At 68.4% G+C, this 24,524-nt stretch carries 28 protein-coding genes; 14 read left to right on the top strand and 14 right to left on the bottom strand.

The features are described 5' to 3' along the window. The first annotated feature begins 75 nt into the window (after positions 1-75). The 4 genes from KPL78_RS22815 to KPL78_RS22800 all read left to right on the top strand — a co-directional run bounded on the left by KPL78_RS22815 (position 76) and on the right by KPL78_RS22800 (position 4,631). A complete protein-coding gene (locus tag KPL78_RS22815; RefSeq protein ID WP_219765264.1) occupies positions 76-1,293 on the top strand; it encodes a cupin domain-containing protein in 1,218 nt (405 codons plus the stop codon). Further along, positions 1,290-2,258: an OmpA family protein gene (locus tag KPL78_RS22810; RefSeq protein WP_369412827.1), complete on the top strand. Its 969-nt coding sequence runs from the start codon at positions 1,290-1,292 to the stop codon at positions 2,256-2,258. The genes KPL78_RS22815 and KPL78_RS22810 overlap by 4 nt, the downstream gene beginning before the upstream one ends. Before the next feature lie 100 nt (positions 2,259-2,358). Then, positions 2,359-3,810: a hypothetical protein gene (locus KPL78_RS22805; RefSeq protein ID WP_219765262.1), complete on the top strand. Its 1,452-nt coding sequence runs from the start codon at positions 2,359-2,361 to the stop codon at positions 3,808-3,810. After that, complete coding sequence (locus KPL78_RS22800) at positions 3,807-4,631, top strand: EF-hand domain-containing protein (RefSeq protein WP_219765261.1); 825 nt, start codon at positions 3,807-3,809, stop codon at positions 4,629-4,631. The genes KPL78_RS22805 and KPL78_RS22800 overlap by 4 nt, the downstream gene beginning before the upstream one ends. Positions 4,632-4,955: 324 nt before the next feature. Here the strand turns inward: KPL78_RS22800 and KPL78_RS22795 are convergent, their stop codons facing one another. Beyond that, positions 4,956-5,402, bottom strand: coding sequence for an NUDIX hydrolase (locus KPL78_RS22795; protein ID WP_369412826.1), 447 nt, complete (start codon positions 5,400-5,402; stop codon positions 4,956-4,958). Between the two features lie 180 nt (positions 5,403-5,582). Between KPL78_RS22795 and KPL78_RS22790 the strand changes: the two genes are divergently transcribed. Further along, positions 5,583-5,816, top strand: a complete 234-nt coding sequence (locus KPL78_RS22790; RefSeq protein ID WP_219765259.1) for a hypothetical protein — start codon at positions 5,583-5,585, stop codon at positions 5,814-5,816. Positions 5,817-5,938: 122 nt separating this feature from the next. Here the strand turns inward: KPL78_RS22790 and hslU are convergent, their stop codons facing one another. The 3 genes from hslU to KPL78_RS22775 all read right to left on the bottom strand — a co-directional run bounded on the left by hslU (position 5,939) and on the right by KPL78_RS22775 (position 8,624). Continuing rightward, entirely contained in the window at positions 5,939-7,264 is a 1,326-nt protein-coding gene (gene hslU, locus KPL78_RS22785; protein WP_219765258.1) for an ATP-dependent protease ATPase subunit HslU, read from the bottom strand. Further along, positions 7,261-7,821 (bottom strand): ATP-dependent protease subunit HslV, encoded by a 561-nt coding sequence (hslV, locus tag KPL78_RS22780; protein ID WP_219765257.1) that lies wholly within the window; start codon positions 7,819-7,821, stop codon positions 7,261-7,263. The genes hslU and hslV overlap by 4 nt, the downstream gene beginning before the upstream one ends. Positions 7,822-8,117: 296 nt before the next feature. Next, positions 8,118-8,624, bottom strand: coding sequence for a hypothetical protein (locus tag KPL78_RS22775; RefSeq protein ID WP_219765256.1), 507 nt, complete (start codon positions 8,622-8,624; stop codon positions 8,118-8,120). A 547-nt stretch (positions 8,625-9,171) separates the two neighbouring features. On the opposite strand from KPL78_RS22775, the gene KPL78_RS22770 reads away from it, so the two are divergent. The 7 genes from KPL78_RS22770 to KPL78_RS22740 all read left to right on the top strand — a co-directional run bounded on the left by KPL78_RS22770 (position 9,172) and on the right by KPL78_RS22740 (position 13,856). Then, positions 9,172-9,498 (top strand): PilZ domain-containing protein, encoded by a 327-nt coding sequence (locus KPL78_RS22770; RefSeq protein ID WP_219765255.1) that lies wholly within the window; start codon positions 9,172-9,174, stop codon positions 9,496-9,498. Between the two features lie 60 nt (positions 9,499-9,558). Beyond that, positions 9,559-10,173 carry an imidazoleglycerol-phosphate dehydratase HisB gene (gene hisB / locus KPL78_RS22765; protein ID WP_219765254.1) on the top strand — a complete coding sequence of 205 codons (615 nt, stop codon included), beginning with the start codon at positions 9,559-9,561 and terminating at the stop codon, positions 10,171-10,173. A 59-nt stretch (positions 10,174-10,232) separates the two neighbouring features. Next, a complete protein-coding gene (locus KPL78_RS22760) occupies positions 10,233-10,550 on the top strand; it encodes a DUF2628 domain-containing protein (RefSeq protein WP_219765253.1) in 318 nt (105 codons plus the stop codon). A gap of 13 nt (positions 10,551-10,563) precedes the next feature. Continuing rightward, a complete protein-coding gene (gene hisH, locus KPL78_RS22755; RefSeq protein WP_219765252.1) occupies positions 10,564-11,223 on the top strand; it encodes an imidazole glycerol phosphate synthase subunit HisH in 660 nt (219 codons plus the stop codon). Continuing rightward, positions 11,220-11,810 carry a GNAT family N-acetyltransferase gene (locus KPL78_RS22750; protein WP_219765251.1) on the top strand — a complete coding sequence of 197 codons (591 nt, stop codon included), beginning with the start codon at positions 11,220-11,222 and terminating at the stop codon, positions 11,808-11,810. The genes hisH and KPL78_RS22750 overlap by 4 nt, the downstream gene beginning before the upstream one ends. Positions 11,811-12,279: 469 nt before the next feature. After that, on the top strand, positions 12,280-13,452 hold the full coding sequence (locus KPL78_RS22745) for a thiolase family protein (RefSeq protein WP_219765250.1): 1,173 nt from the start codon (positions 12,280-12,282) through the stop codon (positions 13,450-13,452). 5 nt (positions 13,453-13,457) lie between these two features. Next, entirely contained in the window at positions 13,458-13,856 is a 399-nt protein-coding gene (locus KPL78_RS22740; RefSeq protein WP_219765249.1) for a Zn-ribbon domain-containing OB-fold protein, read from the top strand. Between the two features lie 128 nt (positions 13,857-13,984). Here KPL78_RS22740 and KPL78_RS22735 read toward each other — a convergent pair whose 3' ends face one another. Continuing rightward, positions 13,985-15,418, bottom strand: coding sequence for an amidase (locus KPL78_RS22735; RefSeq protein ID WP_255569323.1), 1,434 nt, complete (start codon positions 15,416-15,418; stop codon positions 13,985-13,987). Between the two features lie 104 nt (positions 15,419-15,522). Here KPL78_RS22735 and KPL78_RS22730 point away from each other — a divergent pair, with 104 nt between their 5' ends. Next, complete coding sequence (locus tag KPL78_RS22730; RefSeq protein WP_219765248.1) at positions 15,523-17,094, top strand: ABC transporter substrate-binding protein; 1,572 nt, start codon at positions 15,523-15,525, stop codon at positions 17,092-17,094. 18 nt (positions 17,095-17,112) lie between these two features. Here KPL78_RS22730 and KPL78_RS22725 read toward each other — a convergent pair whose 3' ends face one another. Genes KPL78_RS22725 through atpD form a run of 9 tightly spaced genes read right to left on the bottom strand, consistent with a single transcriptional unit; the run spans position 17,113 to position 23,627 of the window. Then, positions 17,113-17,970, bottom strand: a complete 858-nt coding sequence (locus KPL78_RS22725; RefSeq protein ID WP_219765247.1) for a F0F1 ATP synthase subunit gamma — start codon at positions 17,968-17,970, stop codon at positions 17,113-17,115. Then, the gene (locus KPL78_RS22720) at positions 17,967-19,490 is read right to left on the bottom strand and encodes a F0F1 ATP synthase subunit alpha (protein WP_219765246.1); all 1,524 of its coding nucleotides are present in this window, start codon (positions 19,488-19,490) and stop codon (positions 17,967-17,969) included. Before KPL78_RS22720 ends, KPL78_RS22725 begins: the two co-directional genes overlap by 4 nt. Next, positions 19,487-20,227 (bottom strand): F0F1 ATP synthase subunit B, encoded by a 741-nt coding sequence (locus KPL78_RS22715; RefSeq protein ID WP_219765245.1) that lies wholly within the window; start codon positions 20,225-20,227, stop codon positions 19,487-19,489. The genes KPL78_RS22720 and KPL78_RS22715 overlap by 4 nt, the downstream gene beginning before the upstream one ends. A 9-nt stretch (positions 20,228-20,236) precedes the next feature. Then, the gene (locus KPL78_RS22710; protein ID WP_219765244.1) at positions 20,237-20,485 is read right to left on the bottom strand and encodes a F0F1 ATP synthase subunit C; all 249 of its coding nucleotides are present in this window, start codon (positions 20,483-20,485) and stop codon (positions 20,237-20,239) included. Continuing rightward, entirely contained in the window at positions 20,482-21,183 is a 702-nt protein-coding gene (locus KPL78_RS22705) for a F0F1 ATP synthase subunit A (RefSeq protein WP_219765243.1), read from the bottom strand. The genes KPL78_RS22710 and KPL78_RS22705 overlap by 4 nt, the downstream gene beginning before the upstream one ends. Next, the gene (locus KPL78_RS22700; RefSeq protein ID WP_219765242.1) at positions 21,180-21,452 is read right to left on the bottom strand and encodes an N-ATPase subunit AtpR; all 273 of its coding nucleotides are present in this window, start codon (positions 21,450-21,452) and stop codon (positions 21,180-21,182) included. Before KPL78_RS22700 ends, KPL78_RS22705 begins: the two co-directional genes overlap by 4 nt. Further along, entirely contained in the window at positions 21,449-21,733 is a 285-nt protein-coding gene (locus KPL78_RS22695) for an AtpZ/AtpI family protein (protein WP_369412825.1), read from the bottom strand. Before KPL78_RS22695 ends, KPL78_RS22700 begins: the two co-directional genes overlap by 4 nt. Continuing rightward, complete coding sequence (locus KPL78_RS22690; RefSeq protein ID WP_369412824.1) at positions 21,730-22,212, bottom strand: F0F1 ATP synthase subunit epsilon; 483 nt, start codon at positions 22,210-22,212, stop codon at positions 21,730-21,732. Before KPL78_RS22690 ends, KPL78_RS22695 begins: the two co-directional genes overlap by 4 nt. Further along, positions 22,209-23,627, bottom strand: a complete 1,419-nt coding sequence (gene atpD, locus KPL78_RS22685) for a F0F1 ATP synthase subunit beta (protein WP_219765240.1) — start codon at positions 23,625-23,627, stop codon at positions 22,209-22,211. The genes KPL78_RS22690 and atpD overlap by 4 nt, the downstream gene beginning before the upstream one ends. 278 nt (positions 23,628-23,905) lie before the next feature. On the opposite strand from atpD, the gene KPL78_RS22680 reads away from it, so the two are divergent. Next, positions 23,906-24,523: a TetR/AcrR family transcriptional regulator gene (locus KPL78_RS22680; protein ID WP_219765239.1), complete on the top strand. Its 618-nt coding sequence runs from the start codon at positions 23,906-23,908 to the stop codon at positions 24,521-24,523. Position 24,524: the final 1 nt, after the last annotated feature.

Here is a 24,524-nt window from a genome sequence, read left to right as displayed (position 1 = left end):
AGCCTGCCCCCGGGGTGCTTGCCGCGTCCAGCGCGACGCTGACGCGATCGGCCGATTGAGGCTAGAGTTGGTGTCATGACGATGTCTTTGCACGACCTGCTGGCGCCGATCACCCCGGAACGGTTCTTCGCCGAGTTCCACGACCGGCAGCCGCTGCACATCGAAGGCCATCCGGCGCGCTTCGCCGACGTGCTCGACTGGGCGGGGATCAACCGCCTGCTCGACATGTCCCACATCTGGACCCAGACGAGCCTGAAGCTGGTGCTCGATTCCGTCACCGTGCCGGCGGAGCAGTACAGCGTGAAGGCGACGTCCCGCGACGGCGCGCAGGTGCAGCAACCGGTCGCAGCGAAGGTGCAGGACTGGGTGGCGCGTGGCGCCTCGGTCGTGATGAACGATGTGGACAGCCTGACGCCGGGTCTCGCCGCCGTCTCCGCCGCGCTGGAAGGGGCGGGGCTGGGGAAGGCGCAGGCCAATGTCTACATCTCCTTCCAGCAGCACAAGGCGTTCCACTCCCACTACGACACCCACGATGTCTGGGCGGTGCAGGTGGAAGGGGAGAAGACCTGGAACATCTGGGAGGGCCGCGCCGACTACCCCATCCCGCACCCGATCTTCCGCGGCCAGAAGCAGGACCATCACGACCGCGCCAAGGGCAAGCTGCTGCGCCAGATCGTGGTGAAGAAGGGCGACATCCTCTACCTGCCGCGCGGCTGGTATCACGACGCGCTGGCCGAGGCGCCGAATTCCGTCCACATCGCCTATGGCGTGCACGCGCCGCTCGGGATGGACGTGATGAACATCCTGTCCGAGCGCATCCTCTACGACACCGAGTTCCGCAAGCCGCTGCCGCGCCAGGACGGTTCGGCCGCCGCGAAGTTCGCGCTGTCGCAGACCCTGGCCTCGCTGGGCGCCAGGCTGACGGAACTCGCCAAGGACCCGAAGGTGCTCGAAGTGCTGGAAGGCTTCATCCGCGACTACCGCTTCCAGCGCGGTGGCTACGACCTGCTCGCCGCACGCGGGGCAGCGCCGGCGGCGGCGGAGCCGGCACCCTCGGGTCCACGCTTCCGCGTTGCGGAGCCGGGCGCCAAGCCTGTGCGGCGCGGCAACGAATTCGGCCTGAAGACAGCCAGCGGAGTGATCCCGATGAGCTACGCCGAAGTCGAAGCCTGCGCCTGGGTGTTGGCCCGTCCGATGCTGACGGAGGCTGAACTCAGCGCCGCATCGCCGGCGATCGATGCGGGCGCCCTGATCGGCCGGTTGAAGCAGGCCGGCGTGTTGGCGGGAGCATGAGCGTGGCAATGGCGACCGAAGGGGCGAGCCGGCCAGATGCGATGGTGCGGGTAGACGCTCCACAGTGGCAATCGGAGGGGCTCTGCCCTTTCGAACCACCCCGTCCATGGGTGCCCCTGGATGTTGGGCATCCTGGATCGCAATCACTTGGCGCTGGGCACGACGAAAATGCCATGCCCGCCAGGCGCCCTTCGTGCGCCCGTCCGGGTTTTGGCACCATTCCGTCCGCGACGCACGGCACCAGGTGGAGGCTTCCCAACGCCTTGCAGCCTTCGGTGGGGCGGCTTGGCGCGGCAGAGTCCCGCAGTGGAGACAGCGGGGTCATCGGAAAGGCCCATGCCCATTGGATTGCCGATATCTGGCGATCGTCGCGGCAGTCCATCCTGGCCACCTTCGCGCAGATCGATGCGTTCCGACGTTGGCTTCATCCGCATTGCCAAGTACCAAGTGACGGTTTCCAAAGGCCTTGTGGCCTTTGGTGGGGAGGGGGCCGGGGAGCGGCAAAGCCCCTCCTCGGCCTGACCCTCGCCCTGTCGCTCGCCCTCCCTGCCCATGCTGAACCCCCCGCCTTCAACTGCGTCGGTGCCGAGCAGATCGAGGATGACGTCTATTCCGTCCCCTTCGCCCGCGGTTCGGCGCGCCTCGGCGATGCTGCGCGCACACCGATGGATTCGATCCTGGAGGTGATGAGCGCCAACCCCGACCGCCCCGCCTGCGTCCTGGGTCATGCGGGACAGGAGGGCGGCGCAACCACCTCCATCCGCCTTGCCGCCGAGCGTGCCCGCGCCGTCAGCCAGGCGCTCGTCTCGCGGGGCGTGGCGGCGGCGCGGCTGCGGTCGGAGGCGCGCAGCGCCCATTTCAGCCCGCGTGTGCGGGCGGCGCTGCCGCCGTCGCGCACGGTGACGGTGATCGTGCTGCCGGCCGCCGCGCCGGCCGAGGCGTCGCGGGACACGCAAACCCCCTGAAGCGCGGCATTTTTTCTGGCGACCGTGTCCTGGCGGCGCTTGCGGAGGGCGCCGCGCAACCAGCATCCTGGCGGGTGTCTTGACCCCCGGATGACCCTTCATGCGCCTGCCTTCCCTGGCGATCGCTGTCTGTCTCGCCTTCGCTCCCCTTGCGGCCCTGGCGCAGCCGGCGCCGCGCAATGCCCCCCAGGCCCAGCCGCGCGAACGCGAAGCCACCATCACGAACCAGTCCGGCCAGACGCTGCGCGAGCTCTACGCCGCGCCACCGGGTGCCGCCGAATTCGGGCCTGACCTGCTGGGGTCGGACACCGTGCCGGATCGCGGCACGTTCCGCGCGCGCCTGGGCACCGCGCCCTGCGACCTGGAATTCCGCGCCGTCTACCAGGACGGCACCGAGGAACGCCGGCGGCAGAACATCTGCCAGAATCGTCGTGTTCAGTTCGGCGATCCCTCGATCCCGCTGCGTGAGGTGACGGTGCGCAACGAGACCGACGCCATCCTGCTGCAGGTCTTCGCAGCACCGCCCAATGCGCCCGGCCGCGGACCGGACCGGCTGGGCGAGAACATCATCCCCGCCGGGCGCGAGTGGCGCGTGCGCCTCGGTCGCACGCGGGACTGCGTCTTTGACGTCACCGCAGTGTTCGAGGATGGCGAGGAGGAGACGCGCCCGGCGCTGAATCTCTGCCGCGATGCCCGTGTGACCTTCGGCGATCCCAATGCGCCGCGGCGCGAGGCGCGCATCGCCAATGCCTCCGATCGTGCCATGCGCGAATTCTACGCGAGCACCCGTGCGCCGACCGCCTGGGGTCCGGATCGCCTCGGCAGCGATCTTCTGCCCGCCGGGTCTGCCTTCTCGCTGCGTGTGCGCGGCGCGGCCTGCCTGTGGGATCTCCGCGCGGTCTATGAGGACGATGCGGAGGAGGTGAAGCAGGGCGTCGATCTCTGCCGGCAGCGGGAGGTCAGCTTTGACGGATCCGGCGCGCCGCGGCCGCCGGAGCGGCGCGTGACGTTGGTCAACCGCCACGGCGCCGCGGTGCAGGAGGTCTACATCTCCGGCAGCGCCGAGGAGGATTGGGGCCCCGATCGCCTTGGCGAGGACGTGCTGGCGCGCGGTGGGCGCATCGAGGTCGCCGCCCGGCTGCGCGACTGCGAGGCCGATCTGCGCATCGTCTTCGAGGACCGCCGTGGCGCCGAGGAACGCGCCGCGATCAATTTCTGCGAGACGCCGGTGATCGTGCTGCGCCCGGGATGGACGCTCGCTGACCGGCTGGATGAGGGCGAGAGCGCGGATACCGGCCCGCGCGCTGGCAGCGTGCGGCTGCGCAACGGCGGGGACACGCCGATCGCCGAGCTCTACGCCTATCCGGCCGGTGGCGAGCGCGGGCCGGACCGGCTCGGCCGCACCGTGCTCGGGGTGGGGGAGACGCTGGACTTCGCCCCGCCCGACGGCGTCGGCTGCCTGGCGGAACTCGCCGTGGTGTTCCGCGACGGGCGGGAGATCCTGCTGACCGGCCTCGACCTCTGCGCCGGCGAGGAGCTGGTCCTGCAATGAGGGTTCCGCTGCTGGCGCTGCTGCTGATGGCGGCGGCGCCGGCCATGGCGCAGGGCGTGCCGGAAGCGCTGCGCGGCACCTGGGCTGCCGGGTCCTGCACCGCGCCCGAGGCGCTGCTGCATGTCACGGCCCGCGCCGCGGTGCGGTTGCCGGCGGATGGGGCCGCCCGGCTGGTCCGTTTCCGGTCCGTGCGCGCGCTGTCGGGCTGGACGCTTGGCACCGGATCGGGGGCCGAGGCGCCGCGGGTGATGCTGCGCGCGGATGGCGATGCGCTCGAACTGGCCGAGCCGGATGCCAAGGTGCGGGACGACCGACTGCCGGGCGCGACCCCCGTCACGCGCTGGCTGCGCTGCGAGACAGGCGGTCCCATGTTGGCACTGCTGCATGGCGAGGGGCTCGCCTTCCTGGGCACATTGGAACGGCTGGAAGCCGCCTGCCAGCCGGGGACGATGCCGGCCTGCATTGCCGGCCTGATCTCGGCGGCGGATATATCGGGCGACGGCAAGCTGAGTGTGGCGGAGATTGCGCGGCTGTTGCGGGGTGCCGCCTGGGCGCTGGCAGCGCAGGAAGGCGCCGCGCCGGAGGGCATTGCGGCCGCGACTGGCCTCGGTGGCGGCGTGGCGCTGGCGGCGGCGCGGCTGATCGTCTCGAGCCTCGACTATGACGGGGACGGCGTGCTGTCGGTGGGGGAATTGGGGCAGGACCGGCTGGTCTTCCCGCCCGCTGCCGGCAGCCCGGACGGGCAGCCAGGTACGATCGAGGCCCTGGCGGAGGGCGCTGGCCTGTTGCGGAGCCTGATCGAACGGGTCGCGTCGGAATGATCCGAGCGGCCCTTGGAGATGACCGATGCGGGCGGAATAGGAGGGGCGGCGCCCCTCCAAACCACTCCGCCAAGCGCCTGGCGCACTTGGAATGCAGTCGTTTGGCGCCGGGCAGCATGGGCATGCTGTGCCCCTCAGGCGCGCTCCGTGCACAGGTGCGGGTCTCGGCGCAGTATTCTGGCAACGGCGCACGATGTCAGGTTGAGGTTTGCAAAGGCCCTTCGGCATTTGCTGGGGTGCGCCCGAGAGGGGCATAGCCGCTCTCGGTTCCACAGGACATGAATTGGGGCCGCTCGCGTAAGGGCGCACGGCCGGGCGGAGCGATCAGACCGCCGTCAGGCGCAACCCCTGCAGGAAATCGGCAAGGCCCGGATCGAAGACCAACTCGGCGGCTTCCTCTGCCGGGACCCAGCGCTTGCGCCGCTGGCCACGCTCGGGCCAGTCCTCGGCGCGTGCTTCCACCGCAAGCGCGTAGACTTCGACTTGGCAGGTAACGCGGCGCCCATTCGGCAGGCGCTTGCGCGAGCAATAGACGCCGAGTGGCTCTTCCTGCGCGCGGCCCAGCAGTCCCGCTTCCTCATAGGCCTCGCGCGCGGCGAGGTCGTGCGGCGCAACGCCCTTCTCGGCCCAGCCCTTCGGGATGACCCAGTGGCCACGCCCGCGCGTGGTGATGAGCATGACATGGATTTCGCCGTCACGCTCCCTGATGGGCAAGGCGGCGCATTGCTGGCGACGTCTGCGTCCCCAATCCGCAGATCTCGGACGTGACACGCGAATTTTCCCCTATTCCATGGCCGCGAATCGACCATCCCCCGCCAGCAGAATCGCAGCTTCCACCTTCGCAAGTCCAGAGCAAGGACGCATTCAGGCTGGGCGAGTTGCCTCATATTGTGGCATGGTGCGCGAGGCCGCGCTGTGATGCAGCGAACGGTGCTGGCACGAGGGCCTTTCGTGGGACGGCGATCGCTACGGGTCAGGGTGGTGAACCACCGGCACTACCGGATCGAGGTCTTCGACGAGATCGGCGGCGGTTGGCGCCTCCTCGTCCATGCGCCGGGCAGCGACGCCCGACCTGAGGTGTTGCGGAATCACGTGCCGAACGGCCTCGAGGAATTGCTGGCTGAAGCGCGGGAGCGCATCGATCGGCGCCTGCACCGGGACGTCGGCATGACCGAACTGCCCTGATGCCCGGCCTTGCCGGTGATACCTCACCGGCAAGGAACGCGGTGCCTGGGCGCGCAGTCGCGCTCCCTAGTGCCGAACCAACCGGGGGGCTGGCCGGCGCGAGGCGCGCCGGCTGCCGGGATCTACAGAATGAAGCGCGACAGGTCGGCATTGCCCGCGAGTGGCGCCACCTTCCCGCGCACCATGTCGCCATCGACGCGCATCGTCTCCCCGCCGCGGTCGGAGGCGGTAAAGGAGATTTCCTCCAGCAGCCGTTCCAGCACCGTGGCCAGGCGCCGCGCGCCGATGTTCTCCACCGTCGCGTTGATCTCCGCCGCGAGGTCGGCCAGCGCATCCACCGCATCGGCGGTGAAGTCCAGCGTCACGCCTTCGGTGCCGAGCAGCGCGGTGTACTGCTTCAGCAGCGAATGCTCCGGCTCGGTCAGGATCTGGCGGAAATCGTCGCGGGTCAGGGCGGCGAGTTCCACGCGGATCGGCAGACGACCCTGCAATTCGGGCAGCAGGTCGGACGGCTTCGCCAGGTGGAAGGCGCCGGAGGCGATGAAGAGGATGTGGTCCGTCTTCACCGGCCCGTGCTTCGTCGTGACGGTGGTGCCCTCGATCAGCGGCAGCAGGTCGCGCTGCACGCCCTCGCGGGAGACGTCGCCGCCGCGGAAGCCGCCCTCGCCGGTGCGGGCGCAGACCTTGTCGATCTCGTCGAGGAAGACGATGCCGTTGTTCTCGGCATGCGACACCGCGTCGCGCACCAGCGCATCCTGGTCGAGCAGCTTGTCGGCCTCTTCCTTCGTCAGGGCGATGCGGGCCTCGGCGACGGACATCTTTCGCGGCTTCTGGCGGCCGCCAAACATCTTGCCGAGCATGTCCTGCATGTTCTGCATCTGCAGGCCCTGGTTGCCGGGCAGGTCGATCATGCCGATCGGCATGCCGCCGGCGGCGTCGGCGATCTGTACCTCCACCTCGCGCGATTCCAGTTCGCCGTCGCGCAGCATGCGGCGGAACTTCATCTTGGTCTCGCCCGAGGCGGCCTCACCCACGAGGGCGGCGATCAGGCGTTCCTCGGCACTCAGTTCCGCCTTGGCCTGCACGGTGCGGCGGGCCTGTTCGCGGCCCATGGTGATGGCGGCCTCGACCAGGTCGCGCACGATGGATTCCACGTCGCGGCCGACATAGCCGACCTCGGTGAACTTCGTCGCCTCGACCTTGAGGAAGGGCGCGTTGGCGAGCTTCGCCAGGCGGCGCGCGATCTCCGTCTTGCCGACGCCGGTCGGGCCGATCATCAGGATGTTCTTCGGCACGACTTCTTCGCGCAGCCCCTCGGGGAGCTGCTGGCGGCGCCAGCGGTTGCGCAGGGCGATGGCGACGGCGCGCTTCGCGTCCTGCTGGCCGACGATGTGACGGTCGAGCTCGCTGACGATCTCGCGCGGGCTCAGGTTGATGGCTTCACTCACGAGTCGAGACTTTCGAGAACGATATTGCCGTTGGTGTAGACGCAGATGTCACCGGCGATCTTCATCGCACGGCGGCAGATCTCTTCCGCGTCGATGCCTTCGACGGGGAGAAGTGCACGTGCGGCCGCGAGCGCATAGTTGCCGCCCGACCCGATGCCGATGATGGCGTCTTCCGGCTCCAGCACGTCGCCCTGGCCGGTCAGCAGCAGGGATCGCTTCGAATCGGCCACGGCCAGCAGGGCTTCGAGGCGGCGGAGGTAGCGGTCGGTGCGCCAATCCTTGGCGAGTTCGACGCAGGCGCGTTCGAGCTGGTCGGGAAAGCGCTCCAGCTTGGCTTCAAGGCGTTCGAGGAGGGTGAAGGCATCGGCCGTCGCGCCCGCGAAGCCGGTGAGCACCTTGCCGCCGGCGATGCGGCGGACCTTGCGGGCATTGCCCTTCACCACCGTCTGGCCGAGCGAAACCTGGCCGTCGCCGGCCATGGCGACGCGGCCGTCCTTGCGCACGCACAGGATGGTGGTGCCGTGCCACCCGAGGGGATCATGTTGTGAGGAGGTCATGGTGGCCCGAAAATGGGCTCAGGGGCGCGCGGACTCAATGGGGTGGAGGAGAGCGCAGGGGTGCCGACCCACTGGCCGGCCGGCTCCTTGAACGCAGCGGCAGGAGCAGGCAATCTCGCTGGGCCGTTGACCCAAGTGAAATACCCGCTCGAGGTGGCAGCGGACGTGGGCAGAACATCCGGATTGTGGTGCGAAGGGAAGCCCGGATTAGGGGCATCAAGACGCTGCGGCCCATCGGCGTCCAGTTTCTGTGCGGTTGGCAGTTGCGGATGGGATGAATGATTCGGTCTATGAAATCATATATCTTGCCGATACCCATAATATAGACCGATATCTGATCCGTAATTTCGATAGAATCTATTCTTGAAATCGGCGACACTTTCACAAATCACTTTATCCTTCCCGTTTGAGTAATGCCAAACCTTACCATTGAGATGGATGCCGATGTGTTTCTTGCTGATATTTCCCATGATCAAATGATCGGTCTTCGATTTAACATTATTTTCCGGGGTTACAAATATAAGGCATGATTCCATGCTGCTGTTCTTATCGTCCCACTCTCCGCGAAGTATACAATAATTAAAGACATCATCGACGCGAATGGATGCGCCCTTCCCGCGCGTCTTAAAAGTCATATCTCCACATTTCATGCCTATTCCGACATCCAGGGCGTGGCATACAAAATGTGCGCAATGATTCAAGGATGCGTCGGTGAGTCCGCTGTCGCAGATGAGGGCAATGTTCTTTCCTTCGAATGCTGACAGTTTTTCCGCCGTCAGACCTTTAAGATCCAGGCCGCTCATGTTTGTTTCTCCAATTCGATTTAAATCAAAATATGAGGTTGGTCGACACGCAGGCAAATCAAATGCGGTGCCGTTTCGAGGCATCTGTGAACCATCTCACATCCGATCGGCTTGAGCTTCAGAAGTCATGCCGGTGCCGCAGAAGGCGACCCTTCTGCGGCGCTGGAGCCATTCATCTATTCAGGCGGATCCTGGGAGCGCTGCGAGACCCTGCGCATTGTCACGGTCAGGCGGTGCGCGCCGGCCTCCGGCATGCCTGAAGACCTGCCGTCCCGTGAATGCGCGCTTGGACGTCTCGGCCGGTCAACATCAGCAATTCTTTCGTGGCGGCTTGACCTGCCGCTTGGTGTGGACGGCCGGCGGATTGCGTAAGGCCTGCAACGGGGATGGGCAGCTCCCCGAGGCGTTGCGGTCCCAGACCCATTGCCGCGATGACGAATGGGAAAGGATTGCCGTGGTTTGCTTTGCGCTCTGTCTATCCGTCGAGCGAGTGACCCCATTCATGACCCAGCAATGCGCTTCACCGCTGCCTGGAGGGCAGCCCGGCTTGCCGGCACGGACCAAGGTCTCCGACCGCCGCGCCCATGACCGTGTGCCGCTCCGTCGCGCGGCCATGCTGGAACTCGCCGGGCGCCGGACCGCCGTGAACCTGCTGGACCTGTCCGAGGGCGGCGCGGCCGTGCAGGTCGAAGGGCTTGCGGCGGCCCCGGGCACGCCGGCCGCGCTGATGCTCGATACCGCCCTGCTGCCGGCCAGAGTCGTCGCGGCAGAGGATGGGTGCTTCCATCTCGCCTTCCAGACCCTCTCGCCAGGCGCCGCGGCGGTCGTGAATCGGTTGCTGGCGCCGGATGCGGGACGCGCCCTCGCGGCGTGACGCGGCCCGCCTGCCCGGCATGATTGCGGGACTGGGCGATAGGGGCGTAGGAAGCGCCCCATGGACGTCCCCCCGACCCCGGCGCGCCGCGCCGAGATCACCCGCAAGACCGCCGAGACGGATATCCGGGTTGCCATTCACCTCGACGGCACCGGCCGCGCCGGGATCGCCACGGGAATCGGCTTTCTCGATCACATGCTGACCGCACTGGCGCGGCATTCGATGATCGACATGGACATTGCCGCGACCGGCGACCTGCATATCGACTTCCACCATACCGCCGAGGATGTCGGCATCGTGATCGGCCAGGCGCTCCGAAAGGCGCTCGGGGACAAGCGCGGCATTCGTCGGTACGGCGCGTCCCTGCTGCCGATGGATGAGGCGCTGGCCGAATGCGCCATCGACATCTCCGGCCGCCCCTTCCTCGCCTGGTCCGTCCCCTTTGTCCGCGACAAGGTGGGCGAGATGGACACCGAGCTGTTCGAGGAGTTCTTCCGCGCCCTCGCCTTCAATGCCGGCATCACGATGCACATGACCTTGAAGGCGGGCACCAACGCGCACCATGTCGCGGAAGCGTGTTTCAAGGCTGCCGCCCGCGCCCTGCGTGAGGCGGTTGAGCCTGACGCGCGCGCGGCGGGGGCAATCCCCTCCACCAAAGGGGTGCTGGAGGCCTGAAGATGCGCGTCTACACGGTGCAGGTCAGGCCCCCCGCTGGCGCAAGGCCGCCCCGGGCGGTGATTCTGCGGGATGGCTTCGCCTTCTGGGCCTTCGTCGCGCCCGTGCTGTGGTTCCTGTTCCATCGCTGCTTCGCGCTCGCCGGGCTGACCCTGGCGGCCATGGTGGCGATGGGCGCGCTGCTGCCGCCGGCGGCGGTGGGGATTCTGACGCTCGGTCTGCAGCTTTTCATCGGATTCGAAGCTCGCGCCCTGCGGGCTTGGTGGCTCGGCCTGCGTGGGTGGAGGACCGAGGCGGTGGTCATGGGCCGCTCGGCGGAGGCGGCCTTCCTGACGCTCGCCTCGGGGCGCCCTGACTTGGCGCGGCTGGCGGCCTGAAGGGGAAGCGGGAATGGTGCAGCGCGTCGCGGTGATCGACCCGGGGTCGGGCAACCTGGCCTCTGTGGTCCGTGCCTTCGAAAAGGCGGCCGAGGATCATGACATCGCGGCGGTGGTGAAGGTCGTCACGGCGGCGGCCGACCTGCGCCTGGCCGATCGCATCGTGCTGCCTGGCCAGGGCGCCTTCGCGGCCTGCCGGCGCGGCCTCGATGCCCTGCCCGGCATGGTGGAGGCGCTGGAGGAACGCGTGCGCGGGCAGGGCGTCCCCTTCCTCGGCATCTGCGTCGGCATGCAGCTCATGGGCGACAAGGGGCTGGAGCACGGCGAGACGCCCGGGCTCGGCTGGATCCCGGGCGTGGTGGCGCCGATGGACCCGCTCGGGGTCGATGGCAAGCCGCTGCCCCTGCCGCAGATGGGCTGGAACGCATTGTCCTTCGAGGAAGGCTTCCACCCCGTCCTCGACGGTATCCGCCCGGGCGACCAGGTCTATTTCGTCCACTCCTACGCCTTCGAGGCGGAGGAGCCCGAGGATGTCATCGCCACGACCGACTATGGCGGGCCGGTGACCGCGATCATTGCGCGGGGCAACCTCGCCGGGCTGCAATTCCATGTCGAGAAGAGCGGCCCGATCGGGCTGACCATGCTCGCCAATTTCCTGCGGTGGGAACCGTGAACAGCTCCGTCGCCGTCGAGAATGCCCGCCAGCTCGCGGTCGAACGGGTCGAGCGCCTGTCCGAGGCCGACCTCGCCGACCTGGCCGAGGCGACCGATGCCGCCATCATCGAGGGCGGCGGCTTCGGCTGGGTGGAACCCCAGGGCCGCGCCGCGCTGGAACGCCATTTCCGCGGCGTGCTGCTGGTGCCGGAACGCGAGCTGTTCGTCGCGCGGCTGGACGGGCATGTGGTGGGGTCCGCCTTGCTCGTCCGCCCGCCCCGCAACAACGAGGCCCAGGCTTTCGCCGCGACCCTGACCCACGCCTATATCGCGCCCTATGCCCGCGGCCATGGCCTGGCGCGGCTGATGGTGCGCAAGGTCGAGGAGCGGGCGGCGGCGCTGGGGCACCGCGTCATCAACCTCGATGTGCGGGAGACGCAGACGACCGCGATCTCGCTGTTCGAGAATCTCGGCTACCAGCATTGGGGGACGCACCCCTTCTACGCGCGCGTGGCCGGGCAGACGGTCGCCGGGCGGTACTACATGAAGACGCTGGAACCGGGACGCGGGCGCAGCACGGGCACGCTGATCGACGGGGCGGGCTGATACCGGCGGCCCCATGTCCTGACCTGTGGAACCGAGAGGGGCTTTGCTCCTCTCGGGCTCTCCCCAGCAAAGGCCGAAGGGCCTTTGCAAACCTTCACCTGGTGCTGTGCGCCACGGGCAGAACGGCGCCGAAGCCCGCACTTGCGCACCAAGGGCGCTGTGCGGGCCGGGCATGGCCGTGGCGCCCAACGCCAAGAGACTGCGGTCCAGGATGCCCAGCATCCAGGGGCACCCATTGGCGTTGCGAAGCAACGTCAATGGGACCGCGATGGCGGGGTGGTTTGGAGGGGCGGCGTCCCTCCAATTGCGCCATCTTCAGTCATGCCCCGGGGCCGCTGGTATGACCCTCCGCCTCACGCCCTTCCGCTGACCGATCGGTTGGGAAAGTGGCTCCGGCCCCCTCGACAGCAGGGCGCTGCGCTGCTTCCCTGCCGGCCGACTGGAACCAGCAGGAGGAACCGCCCCCGCCATGAGCATCAACGGCGCAGCCTATATCGTCGGGGCTTTCGAGCATCCGACGCGCAAGGCCGAGGGCCAATCCGTCGCCCAGCTCCATGCCGAGGTCGCCTATGGCGCCCTGCAGGATGCCGGGCTGACCAAGGACGACGTCGACGGCTTCTTCTGCACCGGTGCCGCCCCCGGCCTCGGGCCGATCAACCAGGCCGACTACATGGGGCTGACCAAGCTGCGCCATGTCGATTCCACCGACATGGGCGGCTGCTCCTACGTCATGCATGTCGGCCACGCGGCGCAGGCCATCAAGGAAGGGCGCTGCAACATCGCGCTCATCACCCTGGCTGGCCGGCCGCGCGCGGAAGGCATGGCGACCGGCACCGTGCCGCGGTCCTGGGCGCCGAACATCCCGGACGATCCGTTCGAGATCCCGATGGCGCGTACCGTCGTGACCTCCTACGCGAATGTCGCGCAGCGCCACATGTATGAATACGGCACGACCTCCGAGCAGCTCGCCTGGATCAAGGTCGCCGCCTCCACCCATGCCCAGTACAACCCGCACGCCATGCTGCCGAAGGTCGTGACGGTCGAGGACGTGGTGAATTCGCCGATGGTGGCGGACCCGCTGCACCGGCTCGATTGCTGCGTCATCTCGGACGGCGGCGGCGCGCTGATCGTCGCGCGGCCGGAAATCGCAAAGTCACTGAAGCGCCCGATGGTGAAGGTGCTCGGCTGCGCCGAGGCCACCAAGAACCAGGCCGGCGGCGCGACCGACCTGACCTATTCGGCCGTGAAGCAGTCCGGCGCGGCGGCCTTCGCCGAGGCCAAGGTCACGCCGAAGGACATCCAATACGCCTCGATCTACGACAGCTTTACCATCACGGTGCTGATGCAGATCGAGGACCTGGGCTTCGCCGAGAAGGGCAAGGGCGGTGCCTTCGTCGCCGACGGCAACCTGATCAGCGGCGTCGGCAAGCTGCCCTTCAACACCGATGGCGGCGGGCTGTGCAACAACCACCCGGCGAACCGCGGCGGCATGACCAAGGTGATCGAGGCGGTGCGTCAGCTCCGCGGCGAAGCCCACCCGAAGGTCCAGGTACCGGGCTGCAAGCTGGCCCTGGCGAACGGCGTGGGCGGCCTGCTGGGCCATCGCCACGGCGGCGCCACCCTCATCATGGAGCGGGAGTGATCATCATGGCGACCCCAGCTGCCAACCGCGCCATCCCGGCGCCGAAAGAAGACCCCACCACCAAGCCGTTCTGGGACGCCGCCCGCCAGGGCAAGTTCCTGATCGGGCTGTGCAAGGATACCGGGAAGCATTTCTGGTATCCGCGCGGCTGCTCACCCTTCACCCTCTCGAACAATGTCGAGCTGGTCGAGGCGAAGGGGACGGGGACCATCTATTCCTTCACCGTCATGCGGTCGAAGGAGCCGCATGCGCCGGCCTATGTCGAACTCGACGAGGGCCCGCGCATGTTCACGAACATCGTGGATTGCGACCTCGATACGTTGAAGATCGGCCAGAAGGTGAAGCTCGTCTTCAAGCCGACCGAGGAAGGCGGCGCCCCGGTGCCGATGTTTACGCCGGTTTGAGCGCTTGCCGGAGGGGCCAGCCCCATCGCGCAAAGAGGTTAGGTGACGGCGGAGCGGGGGAGGGCGGTGTCCGTCCCCGCTCTGCCCTCGCCGCGTTCTTCAGGTCCGAGGGCGAGGCTCCCTCTGTTTCACCCCGCGGGCGGCCGATGCTGCGCCCAGGGCCGGTCCTGTTCCAGAATGGCGCCGAGCCGTAGCAGATCCATGTCGCCACCCCAGGGCCCGACGAGCTGCACCGCGGTCGGCAGGCCGTCCTGCGCGAAGCCCGATGGGATGGTCACGGCCGGATGGCCGGTCAGGTTGAAGGGGTACATGTAGCTGCTCCACCCCTGGCGGGTGATGCCGCATTTTTCCCCGTCGATTTCCACCTCGTCATGCGCGGCGTCGAAATCGGCGGGCAGCGCGGTGCGCGTGAGGGTCGGCGTCACCAGCACGTCGTAGCGCGTGAAGAGATCCTGGATCGTGCGGAACAGGCGCGTGCGCGCGAACTGCGCCTCGCGGAACTGCGCCAGCGAGAACTTTCCGCCCCGCTCCATGAAGGCAAGCAGCACCGGATCCATCCGGTTGTGCCAGTCCGGCAGGTACTGGGCGCAGCTCACGGCGAAGCCGGCCTGGTACATGATGCGGCCGGGGAACTCCATCCAGTCGATCGCGTCCGTCACCTCCTCGATCAGCGCGCCGCGCGCCGCGAAGGCGTCGAGCGAGGCGATCGTGTTGGCGGCCATTTCCGCTTGCACCTTCGCGTTGCAGGCGCGCGGGATGTAGCCGATGCGCAGCCCGTGCAGGTCGCCGCCGATCAGCGCCGGCGAGACGGGCGCAATGCCGGGGCCACGCAGACTCTGCGCGTCGCGTGGACTGGGCCCGGCGATGACCGAGAGCATCACCGCCGCATCCGTCACGGTGCGCGTCATCGGTCCGGCATAGACGTTGTTCGCGAAGGTATCCGCCGAGGCTTCCCAGGGCACGCTGCCAAGCGTCGCCTTGACGCCCACGATGCCGCAGCAGGCCGCCGGGATGCGCACCGATCCGGCGCCGTCCGTGCCCAGCCCCAGCGGCCCGAGCCCCACCGCCACCGCGGCTGCCGCGCCGCCCGACGACCCGCCCGCGGTACGTGACAGGTCCCACGGATTGCGCGTGGTCCCGAAGGCCGGCCCGTCGGTCAGGCCCTTGTGGCCGAACTCCGGCATGGTGGTCTTGCCGAGCAGGATGGTGCCGGCCTCGTGTAGCCGCGTGACGGTGATGTCGTCGCGGGCGGGGAGGTTGTCGGCGAAGATGGCGCTGCCATGCGTGGTGCGGATGCCCGCCGTGTCCACCTGGTCCTTCACATGCACCGGCACGCCATGCAGCGGCGGGAGCGGCACGCCCTCCATCACCGCCTGTTCCGCCCGACGCGCCGCGTCCATGGCGGCATCGTGCAGCACGGTGACGAAGGCATTCAGGCGTGGCTGCTCGCGGTCGATCGCGGCCAGCACCGTGCGCGTCAGCTCGACCGGCGAGAGCGCCTTGCGGCGGATCAGCGCAGCGGCGCGCGTGGCCGGCATGAAGAGCAGCTCGGTATCCACCATCGTCGCGATTCCTCCTTGCGTGGTCACAACGTGCGGGTGCAGGCTGGCATAGGATATATCGAAAGGCGAGGCCCCGAACCCGCCGCCGCGGAGAGGAACTGACAATGTCCCTGATCCATCTGGGCCGTCGTGGCATGCTCGCGGGCGGTGCTGCGATCGCCGCTGCCGGCATCATCCGCCCGCGCGAGGCGCGCGCCGCGACGCAGCTTCAGCTCGTGCTGGAATCCGAGGTCGTCATCCTCGACCCCTACATGACGACCGCCGCGATCACGCGGACCTTCGGCTTCCACATCTTCGATACGCTCTTCGCCATGGACAGCGGGGGGCAGATCCGCCCGCAGATGGTCGAGGGGCACACAGTCTCGACCGATCGCCTGACTTGGACCTTCACGCTGCGGCCAGGGCTGAAGTTCCATGACGGGCAGCCGGTGACGGCGACCGATGTCGTCGCCTCGCTCGAACGCTGGATGCCCAAGGACGCGCTGGGCCGCATGTTGCGCGATGCCAAGGCTGGCCTGGTCGCGAAGGATGCACGCACGGTCGAGCTGACGCTGACGCGCCCCTTCCCGCTGGTGCTCGAGATCCTCGGCAAGCCCAATGCGCCGGTGCCCTTCATCCTGCCCGAACGCATCGCACGGACGCCGGGCGACCAGCGCATCACCGAGATCATCGGCTCAGGCCCCTTCCGCTTCCGACCCGACTTGTGGCGGCCGGGCAATGTCATGGTGCTCGACAGGTTCGACGGCTATGTGCCGCGTGAGGAAGCGCCCGACTTTCTCGCCGGCGGCAAGCGCGTGAAGGTGGACAGCATCGCGTTGCGGGTCCTGACCGACCAGATCACCGCAGCGACCGCGCTGATCGCGGGCGAGGTGGACTATCAGCAATACGTGCCGTTCGACATGATCGACCGGCTCGAACGCGCGCGGAACGTGAAGCTGCTGTCGCTGGGTGGGTTGCACCAGTTCCAGGGCAATTACCGTCTCAACCACGCCTCTCCGCCGTTCGACGATCCGGCGGTGCGACGCGTGCTGTGGAAGCTCGCGGATCAGGACGGTGCGCTGCAGGCGATCGGCATTCCGCCGCGCTTCCGCACCGCCTGCGACTCCTTCTGGATGTGCGGCACGCCGCTGACCACCGATGCGGGCGCCGAGGTGGCGAGGCTGTCGGTCGAGCAGGCCAAGGCGGAACTCGCGCGGACCTCCTATCGCGGGCAGCCGGTGATCTTCCTCGGCGTCGGCGGGTCGATCTCGCAGATCGCCGGGGCGGTGCTGCTCCAGAACATGAAGGATGCCGGCTTCACGGTGGATGAGCAGGTGATGGATTGGGGCACCGTGCTCGCCCGCCGTGCCCGCAAGGACGGCTGGAGCATGTTCTCGGTCTATTCCAACGGCGTCGACATGATGTCGCCGCTGACGCATTTCTACACGGCCAATACCTGCGCCGATTACCCGGGCTGGTCCTGCGACGAGCGCATCCCGGCCCTGATGCGGAACTTCGTGAATACGGAGAGCGCGGATGACCGCAAACGCATCGCCGCGGAGATCCAGCGCCTGTCCTATGCGCTGACGCCCTCCGTCATGTGGGGGCAGTTCACCATCCCGGCGGCCTATCGGACGTCGCTGAACGGGCTGATCGAATCCTCCTTCCCGATGTTCTGGAACGTCGAGAAGGCCTGATCCGCGAGGGGCCGCGCGCTACGGCGCCGGCCCCTGTCCGCCGGCGAGTTCCAGGATCTCGTTGGTGATCTCCTCCTGGCGCAGCCGCCGGGACTTGGCCGTGAGATCGTCGAGCGTCCGCGCGACATTGCTCTTGGCGGTGATCATCGCCCGCATGCGCGCCTCGTTCTCAGCGGCGAAGGACAGCATCACCGCCTCGCACAATTCGGCGAAGACGTACTCCTCCGCGAGCCGCGCGAGCAGGCGTTCCGGCGGCAGCGTGATCAGCGGGGACTGGGCGCGGCGCGAGGCCGGGAAACGGTGGAAATCAAAGGGGATCAGGATCTTCTCTCGGATGTCGAATCCCTCCGACGACCCGGGAACCGCATGGACGATGGTGACGCGGGAGACGCCGTCCCGGTCGATCCGGCCATAGAGCTCCTCAACGATCCGGCTGGCCAGCGCGGTCGCCTGCCCGATATGGGCGACCATCGGCGACGACCAGGCGACGGTGAGTTTCCGCGTCTCGGCCGCCATCAGGCCGCGATCGCCCACGATCAGCAGGCGCGTCGCACCCGGCGCTGGCGAGACCAGCCTCTCGGCGGCATCAAGGACGCGTTCGTTGAAGACCCCGGCGAAGCCCTGTTCGGCGCAGAACGCCACGATGGCGTGATGGCGGTCGGCTGGCGCGGCGACGGCGGCGGGCGGCGCCGGCAGGAAGGCCAGGGCCTGGCCGATGGCCGTGGCGATGGTCTGCGCATAGGCCCGCACGCCGGCGAGCCGGCTGCGCGCCTCGCGCGAGCGCGCCCCGGCGATGCCCTGCATGGCCGTGATTACCGCCGAAAGCTGGCGCACGGAATGAATGCGGACGGCGACGTCGCTGAGCCGCTCCGTCATCCACTGCCGCCCTTCAGGCTCTCGGCCAGGGCACGTACCGCGGCGACGAGGGCCGCGCTTTGCGCCTCATCGACCGGCGCGTCGCCGCTGAGGCTCTTCACCAGCTCCGGCACGGTCGTGTCGAGATGGCCAGACAGGCGGGCGCGCAGGGCCGGCACGGCGTCGACCGGCAGGGTATCGAGGACGCCCGCGGCGAGTGCGGCCAGAAGCGCGACCTCACCCGCCGGCCGCAACGTCGCGAAGCGCGGCTGGGAGAGCAGCGCGCGGATGCGCTCGCCGCGCGCCATCTGCGCCTGCACATGCGTGTCCGTCATGCCGCCGAAGCGGGTGAACATCTCCAGTTCGAGAAACTGCGAGTAGTCGAGCCGGATCCGCCCGGACACCTTGCGCAGCGCCGGATGCTGCGCCTTGCCGCCGACGCGACTGACGCTGAGCCCGACATCCACCGCGGGCCGATGATTCGCCGCGAAGAGCTGCGTGTTGAGCACGATCTGCCCATCGGTGATCGAGATCAGATTGGTGGGGATATAGGCGGAGAGATTCCCGGCATCCGTCTCTGCGATCGGCAGCGCGGTCAGGGACCCACCGCCGAGCTGCGATGACAGTTTCGCCGCGCGCTCCAGCAGCCGCGCATGCAGATAGAAGATGTCGCCGGGATAGGCCTCGCGGCCGACCGGTTCGCGCGTCAGCAGCGCGAGCTCGCGATGCGTCGCGGCATGCTTCGTCAGGTCGTCGATGACGATTAGCGCATGCTCGCCGCGATCGCGGAAATACTCGGCGATGGTCATGCCGGCGAAGGGCGCGATCCATTGCAGCCCCGCCGACGACGCCGCGGAGGCGACGACGAAGATGCAGCGTTCCGGCGCGCCGTGCTCGCGCACCGCCTCGATCACGCGTTCCACCGCGGTCGCGCGCTGGCCGACCGCGACATAGATGCAGATCAGGTCAGAGTGCTTCTGGTTGATGATGGTGTCGACGGCAATCGCCGTCTTGCCCGTCGCGCGGTCGCCGATGATCAGTTCACGTTGCCCGCGTCCGAGCGTGAACAGCGCATCGATCACCAGGATGCCGGTATCCACCTGCTCGGAGACCAGGTCGCGCGCGATGATCGCCGGCGCCGGGCGTTCCACCGGGTGATGCGCCTCCGCGACGATGGGCTTGCCGCCATCGAGCGGCCGGCCGAGCGGATCGACCACCCGCCCGAGCAGGCCCGGGCCGACCGGCACTTCGAGCACCTTGCCCGTATGCGCGACGCGCGTGCCGGCCTCGATCGTGCTGGCCTCGTCCAGGATGACGGCGCTGATGGTCTCGGCATCGAGGGTCAGGGCGAAGCCGGTCTGGCCGCCTTCGAAATGCAGCAGCTCGTTGAGGCGCGTTTCCGGCAGGCCGGAGATCTTCGCGATGGCATCGGCGATGCGTTCGACGCGCCCGACGGACATCGCCTCCGGCGCAAGCGGCGTCTGCGCCAACCTCTCGCGGCTGCGGGCCAGCCAGGCCTCGGCGGCGGGGTCGGCGGTCACGGCGCCGGTTCCATCAGCCCGGCCGCGATGCGGTCGAGATCGGCGCGCAGGCTGTTGCGCACGGCCGCATGCGGCATGTCGATCTCAAGGCCGGCGATCAGGTCGGGCTCGACGACCGGCGCGATGTCGATCGGGCGGCCGAGGGCCTCTGTCAGTCGCGCGCGGCAGGTGGCGATTTCTTCGGGCGTCAGGGCGCGGGGTGCTTTCAGGCGGATCGGTGCGCCATCGGCACCCAGGGTCGCGCGCACCGGCGCCGGCAGGTCCGCCAGCCCGGTGACGATGCCGTCGAGGAAGCCGGCGACGCGCGCCTCCTCCGGCAGCCGGGACAGCAGCCTGGCTGCGATGTCGAGGGCCAGCCGGCTTGCGCGGTTGGAGGCGTCCGCGGCCGCCTGCTGGCGGTCCCGCGCGATGTCGGCGGCGGCGGCGGCGCGCAGGCGGTCCGTTTCCTCGCGCGCGGCGGCGAGGCTGCTGCGCTTCGCGGCTTCGGCATCCTCGGCGGCGCGCTTCAGGGCGTCGGCGCGCGTTGCGGCGATGTCCGCCGCCTCCTGCTGCGCCTTCTGCCGCTCGGCCTCCGCGGCAGCCCGCGCGGCGTTCGCCTCATCGAGCTGCTTCGTCGCCGCGGCGCGCCGTGCCTCGATCATCGCGGCCAGCGGTCGGAAGAGGAAGCGGCTCAGGATCCAGATGAGGACGAGGACATTGACCGTCTGCAGGCCGAGCGTCCACCAGTCGATCCGCATCGACCCCGCTCACCTCACGAAGGGGTTGGCGAAGAGCACCAGCAGCGCAATCACCAGGCAGTAGATCGCCATGGTCTCGATCATGGCGAGGCCGACGAAGAGCGTGCGCGAGATGGTGCCGGCGGATTCCGGCTGCCGCGCGATGGCATCCATCGCGGCCGCGACGGCGCGCCCTTCGCCCAACGCCGGGCCGATCGCGCCGAAGGAGACGGCCATCGCCGCCGCGATGATGCTGACGGCCTCGATCAGGTTGTTCATCGTGTCTCCTGTTGCTCTGCCTCGGCGCGGCGGGGTGGCCGCCCCTCGCTGATCGCCGCGCCGATGAAGACGCAGGCCAGCACGGCGAAGATGTAGGCCTGCACCGCCCCGGTCAGCAGGTCGAGCGCCATGAGCGGGATCGGCACCAGGAATCCGGCCAGGGAGAGGATGATGCCGATGACGAAGACGCCGCTCATGATGTTCCCGAACAGGCGCACGATCAGCGAGAAGGTGCGGGTGATCTGCTCGACCAGGTTGAGCGGGATCATCACCCAACTCGGCTCCGCGAAGGTCTTCAGGTAGCCCGCTGCGCCCAGGCTGCGCACGCCATAGAAGATCGTGGCACAGAAGACGATGACGGCGAGCGCGGCATCGGTTTCGAGATGCGCGGTCGGCGGCTCGACGCCGGGGATGAGCGAAGACCAGTTGGCGAGCAGCACATAGATCAGGATGGTGCCGATCAGCGCGCGATAGGGGGCGGGATCGGCCTGCATCGTGTCGGCGATCTGGCTGTCGACGGCGCTGACCATCGCTTCGAGCGCCGCCTGGCTGCGCGAGGGATGTAGCGAGAGCCGCCGCGTCATGAGATGCGCGACAAGGGACAGCACGACCATGATCGCCCAGGTGACGAGCACCGGCTCGGTGATCGGCACCGGGCCGATATGGAAGACGGCGTCGAGTGTCAGCGGCGAGGTCATGGCATGCCTCCGACCCGCTTCAAGACGATCCGGCGCATGACGAGCAGGCCGAGCGCCCCGCTCAGCAGCGCCGCCGCGCCCAGCCGCGCCAGGGCGAAGAGCACCAGGCCCAGCACGGCGAAGCGCAGGATCTGGAGCCCGAACCCATAGGCGATGCCCTTGCCGAGATAGAGATCCGTCGTCCATCGCAGCGTCGCGAAATGCACGAGGCCGAGCACCGCCCCCGTGGCGAGCCCGATCGCGACGGCGAACAGCGTTCCGGCGGTCACTGGCGGTGCATCCATTTCCAGGCCGACCACAACCCGATGCCCGCCCCGATCATGAGGAATGGCGCCGAGAAGAACACGCCGCTGGCGAAGACCCTGTCGAGCCAACGCCCGAGGAGCAGCCCGAGCAGCGTCGGCACGACGATGGCCCAGCCGAGGATGCCGATCTGGCCGAGGCGCGCGCCCAGCGAGGGCTCCGGCGTGCGGGCGCCGCTCTCCGTGCGCCGGGCCGCCTCGCGCGCGGCGGCACTCATCCGGTCCGGCCGTTGCGGGTCGGTCGTCACGCCGCGCTCCCGTCATCGGTCGAAGGCGCGGCATCGCCGTTCCGCAGGCCGCCCGGCGGCATGCCTGCGGTGTGGCCGGGACGCAGATAGCGCATGAGCTGACGGACCGCGCGCGCATGCAGGCGGGTCTGCTCCGTCCGGGCACGCCGCGCAAGGTCCGTTTCCGCGGCATGCATGGCGGCGACCTCGGTCTCGAGCTGCACCAGATCGTCGCCGACCGTCCCTTGGCGACAGGCGAGGGCAACATGTCGCCCATCCGTCACCGAGAAGACGCCGCCATCGACCACGCAGTAGTGCTCGGTGTGGTCGGAACCGCGCCAACGCACCACCGAGGCCGGCAACACCGTCAGCAGGTCCGCGTGATCGGGCAGGATGCCGAAGCCACCGCTCTCATCCTCGGTGCGCACCGAGACGACGTCGTCGCGATCGATCAGGACGGAGGAAGGCGTCGTGATCGTCAGGTGCAGGGCGGTGTTCACGCCGTCTGCTCCTGCCGGGTGCCGTGCAGCGCGGCTTCCTTTTGCCGTCCTTCCTCCAGCGTGCCGATCATGTAGAGCGAGCTTTCCTGCCAGGCATCGCATTCCCCCGCCAGGATCACGCGGCAGCCGGCGATGGTGTCGGCGACGGTGACCGAACGGCCCGCCACGCCGGTGAAGGCTTCCGTCACGGTGAAAGGCTGGGTGAGGAAACGCTGCAGCCGGCGCGCGCGCTGCACGATCCGACGATCTTCGGCGCCGAGCTCCTCCATGCCGAGCAGCGAGATCACGTCCTGCAATTCGCGATAATGCTCGATGGTCTGGCGCACCTGGTTCGCGACATCGACATGGTCCTGCCCCACGATCAGGGGATCGAGCAGAATCGAGGAAGAAGCGATGGGATCGACGGCCGGATACATGCCCTCCGCCGCCATGGCGCGGGACAGCACCACCATGCTGTCCACATGGCTTGCGATGGTCGTCACCGCCGGATCGGTGAAGTCGTCCGCAGGGACATAGACCGCCTCGATCGCCGTGACCGCGGCGCTGCCGACCGAGGCGATGCGCTCCTGCAACGCCGCGACCTCGCTGGCCAGGGTGGGCTGGTAGCCGACGCGGGACGGTTGCCGGCCGAGCAGCCCCGACACCTCGGCCCCCGCCTGGACGAAGCGGAAGATGTTGTCCATCAGCAACAGGACGTTGCGATGGGTCTCGTCGCGGAAATGCTCTGCGATGGTGATGGCGGTCATGGGCACGCGCCAGCGCGCGCCAGGTGGCTCGTTCATCTGGCCATAGACGAGGACGGTGCGCTCCAGCACCTTCGATCGCGCCATGTCGAGCAGCATCTCATGGCCTTCGCGGGACCGTTCGCCGACCCCGGCGAAGACCGAGATGCCCTGGTAGGTCGCGACCATGGCGTGGATCAGTTCCATCACCAGCACGGTCTTGCCGACGCCCGCGCCCCCGAACATCGCCGCCTTGCCGCCCTGTGCGAGAGGCGTGAGGAGGTCGAGCACCTTGATACCCGTCGCGAAGAGGTCCGATGTGCCCTTCTGCTCGGCGAGCGGCGGCGCGCCGCGGTGGATCGGCCGACGGGGCACGTCCGCGGGCAGATCGCCCTGGAGGTCGCCGATCCGCCCCGTGACATCGAGTAGGCGCCCCAGCACGGCATCGCCGACCGGCACGGTGATGGAGCCGCCGGTCCTGGTGACGTCATCGCCGCGTCGCAGCCCGGTCGTCGCCTGGATCGCGATGGCCCGGACGGTTCGCTCGTCCAGATGGGCCTGCACTTCCGCAACGATCCTGTCGCCGCCCGGGCCGATGAGGACGGCTTCATTGATGTCCGGCAGGGCTGCCTCGCCAAACGCGATGTCGACCACCGCGCCGCGTATGGCGGTCACCCGTCCCCGTGTCTCCATGCCGCGGCTCCTCGATAGCCAGGACAGGCGCCAAGCCCAGCCCGTATCGGTCGTGGGTTTCGCGAGGTTAGTCGATCGAGCCGTGCCTCGCCATACTGGCCGGGGGCAGGCAGGGCCATAAATGTGCCGGACAGGAAATGAGTCACTTGTCTGGACGACGCGATCCTGTTGGCCAGAGGGTCTTGCCCGTGCGACACTGAATGTTCCTGACCGCCTGGTCAGCGATCCGAGAATTGGGCTGTCGCGCGGCGCTCGTCGGCGAGAATGATGGGAATTCGATGGCGCGTTCTGAAATCAAGGCGGCAGCAGGGGAGGCGATCGAACCTGCCGACCGCATGCTTCAGATCCTGACGCATTCCGCGCGCCTCTTCGCGACCAAGGGTTTCGACGGGACCTCGATGCGCGACATCGCCGAGGCCTGCGGCATCTCCAAGTCGCTGCTCTATCATCACTTCACCGACAAGGACGAGATCTACGCGCGCATCGCGCTGGGCTCTACGCAGCGTCTTTGCGAATTCGTCCAGGACCGGCTGCCGGAAGGTGCTTCGCCACCGGATCGCGTGCGCGCCTTCATGACCGCGACGGGCGACTATTTCCAGCGCTACCGGTCGAACTGGATCGCCTCCACCGCCGCCTTCTGGAGCGACCCGGAGCAGCGCCGCCGCAAGGAGCGCATGATGTGGCGCGACCGCTATGAGGGGCTGATCCGCCAACTGATCCAGGATGCCATCGACGCCGGCGACTTCCGCCCCGTGGATGTCCCGCTCACCGGCCGGCTCGTGCTGTCATCCCTCAACTGGATGCATCGCTGGTACAAGCCGGAGAAGGGCATGACGCCGGCGCAGATCGCCGACGCCTATTTCGATCTCATCTTCAACGGCCTGAAGGCACGCTGAC

Source organism: Roseomonas alba (genome assembly GCF_019430885.1).
Classification (GTDB): domain Bacteria; phylum Pseudomonadota; class Alphaproteobacteria; order Acetobacterales; family Acetobacteraceae; genus Neoroseomonas; species Neoroseomonas alba.
This window is presented reverse-complemented; position numbering and strand designations above follow the sequence as displayed.

Excerpts from the sequence above, each read along its gene's own strand:
- KPL78_RS22715 (WP_219765245.1), bottom strand. The coding sequence starts at position 20,227 with ATGCGGATCGACTGGTGGACGCTCGGCCTGCAGACGGTCAATGTCCTC.
- KPL78_RS22735 (WP_255569323.1), bottom strand. The coding sequence starts at position 15,418 with ATGGTGGATACCGAGCTGCTCTTCATGCCGGCCACGCGCGCCGCTGCG.
- KPL78_RS22810 (WP_369412827.1), top strand. The coding sequence starts at position 1,290 with ATGAGCGTGGCAATGGCGACCGAAGGGGCGAGCCGGCCAGATGCGATG.
- atpD (WP_219765240.1), bottom strand. The coding sequence starts at position 23,627 with ATGGAGACACGGGGACGGGTGACCGCCATACGCGGCGCGGTGGTCGAC.
- KPL78_RS22805 (WP_219765262.1), top strand. The coding sequence starts at position 2,359 with ATGCGCCTGCCTTCCCTGGCGATCGCTGTCTGTCTCGCCTTCGCTCCC.
- KPL78_RS22725 (WP_219765247.1), bottom strand. The coding sequence starts at position 17,970 with ATGACGGAGCGGCTCAGCGACGTCGCCGTCCGCATTCATTCCGTGCGC.
- KPL78_RS22775 (WP_219765256.1), bottom strand. The coding sequence starts at position 8,624 with ATGAGCGGCCTGGATCTTAAAGGTCTGACGGCGGAAAAACTGTCAGCA.
- hslV (WP_219765257.1), bottom strand. The coding sequence starts at position 7,821 with ATGACCTCCTCACAACATGATCCCCTCGGGTGGCACGGCACCACCATC.
- hisB (WP_219765254.1), top strand. The coding sequence starts at position 9,559 with ATGGACGTCCCCCCGACCCCGGCGCGCCGCGCCGAGATCACCCGCAAG.
- KPL78_RS22745 (WP_219765250.1), top strand. The coding sequence starts at position 12,280 with ATGAGCATCAACGGCGCAGCCTATATCGTCGGGGCTTTCGAGCATCCG.
- KPL78_RS22815 (WP_219765264.1), top strand. The coding sequence starts at position 76 with ATGACGATGTCTTTGCACGACCTGCTGGCGCCGATCACCCCGGAACGG.
- KPL78_RS22710 (WP_219765244.1), bottom strand. The coding sequence starts at position 20,485 with ATGAACAACCTGATCGAGGCCGTCAGCATCATCGCGGCGGCGATGGCC.
- KPL78_RS22705 (WP_219765243.1), bottom strand. The coding sequence starts at position 21,183 with ATGACCTCGCCGCTGACACTCGACGCCGTCTTCCATATCGGCCCGGTG.
- KPL78_RS22800 (WP_219765261.1), top strand. The coding sequence starts at position 3,807 with ATGAGGGTTCCGCTGCTGGCGCTGCTGCTGATGGCGGCGGCGCCGGCC.
- hisH (WP_219765252.1), top strand. The coding sequence starts at position 10,564 with ATGGTGCAGCGCGTCGCGGTGATCGACCCGGGGTCGGGCAACCTGGCC.
- KPL78_RS22680 (WP_219765239.1), top strand. The coding sequence starts at position 23,906 with ATGGCGCGTTCTGAAATCAAGGCGGCAGCAGGGGAGGCGATCGAACCT.
- KPL78_RS22740 (WP_219765249.1), top strand. The coding sequence starts at position 13,458 with ATGGCGACCCCAGCTGCCAACCGCGCCATCCCGGCGCCGAAAGAAGAC.
- KPL78_RS22730 (WP_219765248.1), top strand. The coding sequence starts at position 15,523 with ATGTCCCTGATCCATCTGGGCCGTCGTGGCATGCTCGCGGGCGGTGCT.